At 64.6% G+C, this 5,050-nt stretch carries 5 protein-coding genes; 1 reads left to right on the top strand and 4 read right to left on the bottom strand.

Annotated elements, in window-relative coordinates; all coding sequences use genetic code 11:
• The 3 genes from JOY90_RS26465 to JOY90_RS26475 all read right to left on the bottom strand — a co-directional run.
• A partial coding sequence (locus JOY90_RS26465) for an Orn/Lys/Arg decarboxylase N-terminal domain-containing protein (protein WP_291694053.1) occupies positions 1 to 345 on the bottom strand: 345 nt, incomplete at its 3' end.
• Between the two features lie 149 nt (positions 346 to 494).
• Positions 495 to 1,619, bottom strand: a complete 1,125-nt coding sequence (locus JOY90_RS26470) for a G1 family glutamic endopeptidase (protein WP_291694054.1) — start codon at positions 1,617 to 1,619, stop codon at positions 495 to 497.
• Positions 1,620 to 1,751: 132 nt separating this feature from the next.
• Entirely contained in the window at positions 1,752 to 2,864 is a 1,113-nt protein-coding gene (locus tag JOY90_RS26475) for a helix-turn-helix transcriptional regulator (protein WP_291694055.1), read from the bottom strand.
• A gap of 453 nt (positions 2,865 to 3,317) precedes the next feature.
• On the opposite strand from JOY90_RS26475, the gene JOY90_RS26480 reads away from it, so the two are divergent.
• Complete coding sequence (locus JOY90_RS26480; protein ID WP_291694056.1) at positions 3,318 to 4,496, top strand: aminotransferase class I/II-fold pyridoxal phosphate-dependent enzyme; 1,179 nt, start codon at positions 3,318 to 3,320, stop codon at positions 4,494 to 4,496.
• Positions 4,497 to 4,784: 288 nt separating this feature from the next.
• Here JOY90_RS26480 and JOY90_RS26485 read toward each other — a convergent pair whose 3' ends face one another.
• Positions 4,785 to 5,018, bottom strand: coding sequence for a DUF2867 domain-containing protein (locus JOY90_RS26485; RefSeq protein WP_291694057.1), 234 nt, complete (start codon positions 5,016 to 5,018; stop codon positions 4,785 to 4,787).
• Positions 5,019 to 5,050: the final 32 nt, after the last annotated feature.

Genomic DNA, 5,050 nt, shown 5'->3' on the forward strand with positions numbered 1-5,050 from the left:
CACATAGCCGTCGATGAAATCGAGCACCTCGACCGGCAGGTCCTCGAACCGCTTGCGGCGGATCAAGAGGATGATCGGGAAATCCAGCCCGCGGCGGCGCATCAAGTTGATCAGGGACGCGGTCTTGCCTTCCAGCCCCTTCTTGCCCCAGTCCACCACCATGCAGCCGATCGCGGCATCGGTCTGCACCGCGATCTCGGCATCCTCCAGCTTGCGGGCGCGCACGACCTCGAAGCCGGAGCGCTCGATCTCGGTGATGATCTGGTTGAAGCGAATGCCTTCGAGATCGTCGGCGTCGAAGACGGGGGCCGCGAACAGGAAGGTGAAGCGCCGGAAATAGTCCATGGAGATCCTCGAATGCGTCTTGCGAGAAGCTGTTGACACATTCAATGACAGTTCAATGACGGCGCGGGACTGAGGCTTTCGCACGGCGCTCTTCTTCACCCTCGGAACCTCCAGGAGAGGGCAGGCCCGAGTCGTTTCGCGTTACGCGACTACCTGCCCACGCAGGAGTCGCCCGGCTCGTATGCGGCGATCGCCGCCGAATGATTGCCAAGCGGACCGTCAAGGCACAACACGCCGCGGCGCGGGCGATACACGCGGGGAGCCCCTTTGACCGTGACGCTGAAATGGCCGGGCGTGGTCGTCGTCAGGAGCCGGCCATCGGGCGACACGATGTCCACGGTGTCGGCATGGTGGGGATTGCCGACGACGCCGGTCGGGCCCGAGGCGGACGCCGCGGTGAACTTCACGGGCGGCAATCTGGCAGGCAGGTCCGCCAGACCATCGTTATTCGGCGCCTCCACGATCCAGGCAATCGAATCGCCGCGGAACGTTGCGCCGGGCGGCGGCGCCAGCGTCAGCGCAGTGAACTTGCGCCGCGTGAGATTGGCGACGAAGACGTAGCCCGCGGTGTTGGCATTGGCATAGCTCACATAGCATTGAATAGTGTCGCCGGGATCGACCGGAAAATTCACCACATTGGTCTGGTGCACGTAGGCTGGCGCGCTGGGTCGGGCGGGGACATGCCAGGCAAACCAGACGGTGTAGGTCGGCTCGCCGCCATCATCGATGGATTGCTCGATGCCGGCCTGCAGCACATCGCAGGACGATCTGCGGCCGGTCTTGAAACCGTCGATACTCAGCCAGCAGGTCGAATTCCAGCCTTCGGCTCCCCGTGGTCCGAGCAGCCGCCCGATCGTCGGCACGGTCCATGCGGCAGTAACGGACGACCAGAGTCCGCCGGTGAAGACACAGCCGGCCCACGCGTCGCTCGTGAAGCTGCCATCGGTCGTGCGTCGCTTGCGTCGGATCTGGTGCGTCTTTCCGGCCTGCGACCGCAGGGCCGGAACGATCCGGTCCTTCTCGCGCCATCTGGCCGAAAATACGGTGTTCCAGGCCTCCGCCAGCGCCGGCTCATCGGTGGTGGCGGGCCGCGGCCACAGCAGGCCGTATTTGACGAGGTCGGCCGCCGAGGCTCGACCGGGATCGAAGGAGTCCGGCGGCGCCGGGTTGGCGTAGACGCCCCTGAGATTGGTGGGAATCAACGGGTAGGGCGTCTTCCTCTGCAAGGCGAGATCGTCGGGCGCAAGACCGAACTGAAAATCGGTGTCGGTCATGGGAAGCCTCCTCCTGAGATCAAGCCTTCGACGAGCGAGTCCCGTTTCATTGCAGGGCCCCGGCATCCATCCTTCCGTGGCTCCGTCGAGGAAATGACGCATCGTCCGATTGGATGATGACGCATGCGGACGTCATTGCTCCGTCGCCGTCCGTGAGCTCCCCGGCTGCGGGATCAGCAGGCCGTTGAGCAGCGCGACAACTTCGGCCTGGCGATGGCATCCCGTCTTCTCCAGAATCCCGCGCACCTGCGAGCGAACGGTGTTGCGCGACACCCCGCCGCGCGAGGCAATTTCGTCGACGGTCTTGCCACCGCTCAATTCGCGCGCGACGCGCGCTTCCGCGGGTGTGAGATCGAACAACGAGGTGACGAGGTCGACCGGCGGACCGTTGGGCAGCGTCACCGGCGTCAGCACCAGCATGCCGGCGCAGCGCATGAAGATGTCGCGGGAAGCGCGGCGGATCGGGATCACATGCGCGACCATGACGGCCCTGCTGTCGGTGTCGCGCACCGCGAAGGAGGAGGTCGGCGCCGTCTCGGTGACGCCGAGCGCATCGATCGCCCGCCGCAATAATGCGTCCGCGCTGGGATCCTTCAGGCTGATGCGGTCGAGCGCCTGCCAGCGGATATGGCCTGTCAGCTGCTCCATCCCTGGGTTTGCGGCCAGCACCTTGCCCTGCTCGTCGAACACCAGAGCGGGCAGGCCGATCAGGCTCATGGTCTCGGCGGCGGCCTTGGCGTGTTCGAGCTGCAGGCGGGCCGACATCAGCGCGCTGCGCGCCAGATGCGGGCGGAGCGCGTCGAGCTTGCGCACGACCGTGGCCGGCACCGGTCCGGTGGCACGCTTGCGCTCGACGCTCAGGAACAGGACATCGCCGGTCGGTGCCGGAATCACGGTGCCGGCGCCCCAGCCGAGGCCGGCCGGCCAGATCAGATGACGATAGACCGGGTCGCGCGCCAGCTCCTGATCGGTGAACAGGTCCTTTTCCCGCAGGAAGCCGGCATGGCGGGCGGCAATCGCCCGGCTCGCGCGCCGGCTGCGTTTGTAGAAACTGCCCCTGGAGAAGATTTCCATGCCTGCGCGCAGGCTCGGCGAGGCCGTCCAGTTGCGAATGCCCTTGTTGGCGGCAAACAGGAAGCCGCCCTCCGCCTTCGCGATTCCCGCCAGCTCATCCAGAACATCCGGCCAGAGCTCCGGCACGAATGCACATTCATGGATGCGATCGACCAATTGCGGGTCCGACATGTCCGCTCTTCCCCCTCGCCGGTTCGCAAGCCGGACAACTGCAAGGCGCCGTTGCAGCGGGCTTCGTGAACAGGGATTTCATGACGTCTTCATGAATAGGTCTGGGCGGCAGGCGCCGTAGTTCAAGCGCTTTGAGAAATTAAGGCATAACCAAGGACTTCAACCTGATGTGGCGGCCGGAGTGCCCGGCCGCCACGCTGGAATCGCGGCATGGAGCGGCCGTCCGGCCGCAAGCGGCGCTGGGGCGCCGCTTGTCCGCACCTTCAACAAGCAAGCTTCAGGCCACAGTCTCACCAGCTCTTACCATTGATCGAGACCTCGGCTTGTTACGATTGCAACGCGTGGACGTCACAGTGACATCATGCTGTACTCCGAAAGGTCCATGCGTGGGGCGACGTCCGTGCTTCCGTGGCGCCCATGGCAGCATCTTGTCCATTCGATAGGAGGCAAAGCTTGGCAGTCTCGTCCCGGATCAAGGATGTTCAGGCGGCATCTCGATCTCTGAATGCCTTCTACTTTCAATCCCGCTACGGCAAGCGGCGCGCAGCCCCCGATATCTGCGATTTCACCTTTGGAAATCCCCATGAAATGCCGCTGCCGGAGATCGTCTCGGCGATCCGAACGCACGCGGTCCCAAAGGACGAGAACTGGTTCGCCTACAAGGCCAGCGAGGCGGAGCCTCGCAGCTTTCTCGCCGAGCATGTCGGACGTGAGCTTGGCCTCGCGTTCGAGCCGGCCGACATCGCCCTCACGTCAGGCGCGTTCGCGGCGATCGCCCTGATCTTCCACCTGACCCTCGATCAAGGGGATGAGGCGATCTTCTCCGAACCGGCCTGGTTCTGCTACGAGCCCATGCTGCTTGCGGCCCATGCGGTGCCTCGAAAGGTCGCCCTCGCGGCGCCTTCGTTCGATCTCGATCTGTCCGCGATCGACGCAGCCATCGGTCAGAAGACGAAGCTCGTGATCGTCAACACGCCGCACAACCCGACGGGACGCATCTACACGGGCCGGATGCTCCGGGATCTCGCCGACCTGCTCGAGCGCGCCTCGGCGCGGGTCGGTCATCGCATCTATCTGCTTTCCGACGAGCCCTATCGCCGTCTTCGCTTCGACGGCAGGGCATTCGACAGCCCGGCCAGCTTCTATCCCTGGACCTTCATTTCCTACAGCTACGGCAAGGTGCTGCTGTCGCCGGGGCAGCGGCTGGGCTACATGGCGATTTCGCCGCTGATGCCGCCCGAAGAGCGGCGGGCCTTCCAGCAGGCGGCGTTTCCCGCGCAGGTGGCGATCGGCTGGAGCTTTCCCAACGCCGTGATGCAGTACGCGGTCCCGGATCTCGAAAAGCTCTCGATCGACCAGGCGGCGCTCGCGCGGCGTCGCGATCGCCTGCTTCCGGTCCTGCGCCAGGCCGGGTGTGAGCCGCTGGTGCCGGAGGGCACCTTCTATCTCTGGAGCAGGTGGCCGGACGGCGAGCCGGACCGGCACTGGAGTGCGCTCGCGGACCGCGATGTCTTCGTCCTGCCCGGAAGCCTCATGAACGCCGAACACTATTTTCGGATCAGCCTGACCGCATCGGATGCCATGGTCGAGAAGGCGCTGCCCGTGTTCGCGCAGGCGGATCAGGGCGGGTAGTACCTCTGCAAACTGCCAAATGGCGACATGCGCGAGCTTCGGCACCTAATTCTGCACGGACTCGTCTCGGCGTTCGTTCGGGCGATGCCCTGCACCTTGCTGTCGCTGCTCAAAGCAGCATTGCCTAATCAAGCTCGATAAGAGGGCGGCGGAAGCCGCGCCGATCCTCGGCCCCGTCGAACCGATCTAAAGCGTTTTCGAGCGAAGTGGATACCGGTTCGCGTGAAGAAAACGCGTCAAAACAAGAATCTAGAGCTCCGTTCCGATTCCATCGGAACGGAAATAGCTCTAGCCCTCCAGCATCCTTACCGTCCGTTCCAAGTTCGCCCGCAGGATCGTGCGGTGAAACGGCGCGATCACGGCCAGGTACGTTCGTCCCAGCCGGTTATGGCAATGCACCACCGTCACCACGACCAGCTCCCGCCCGCCTTGCGCGTCCGCGCGCACCAGGACCGCGACCCGGAAATCGAGATGCCGGTCGTCCCCGCCTATCACCATCTCCCCCGCACTCTTCGACAGCACCGGAGGGTGCTTCATAGCAGATCAGGCTAACG

It is taken from the genome of Bradyrhizobium sp. (assembly GCF_019242285.1).
Lineage (GTDB): Bacteria > Pseudomonadota > Alphaproteobacteria > Rhizobiales > Xanthobacteraceae > Bradyrhizobium.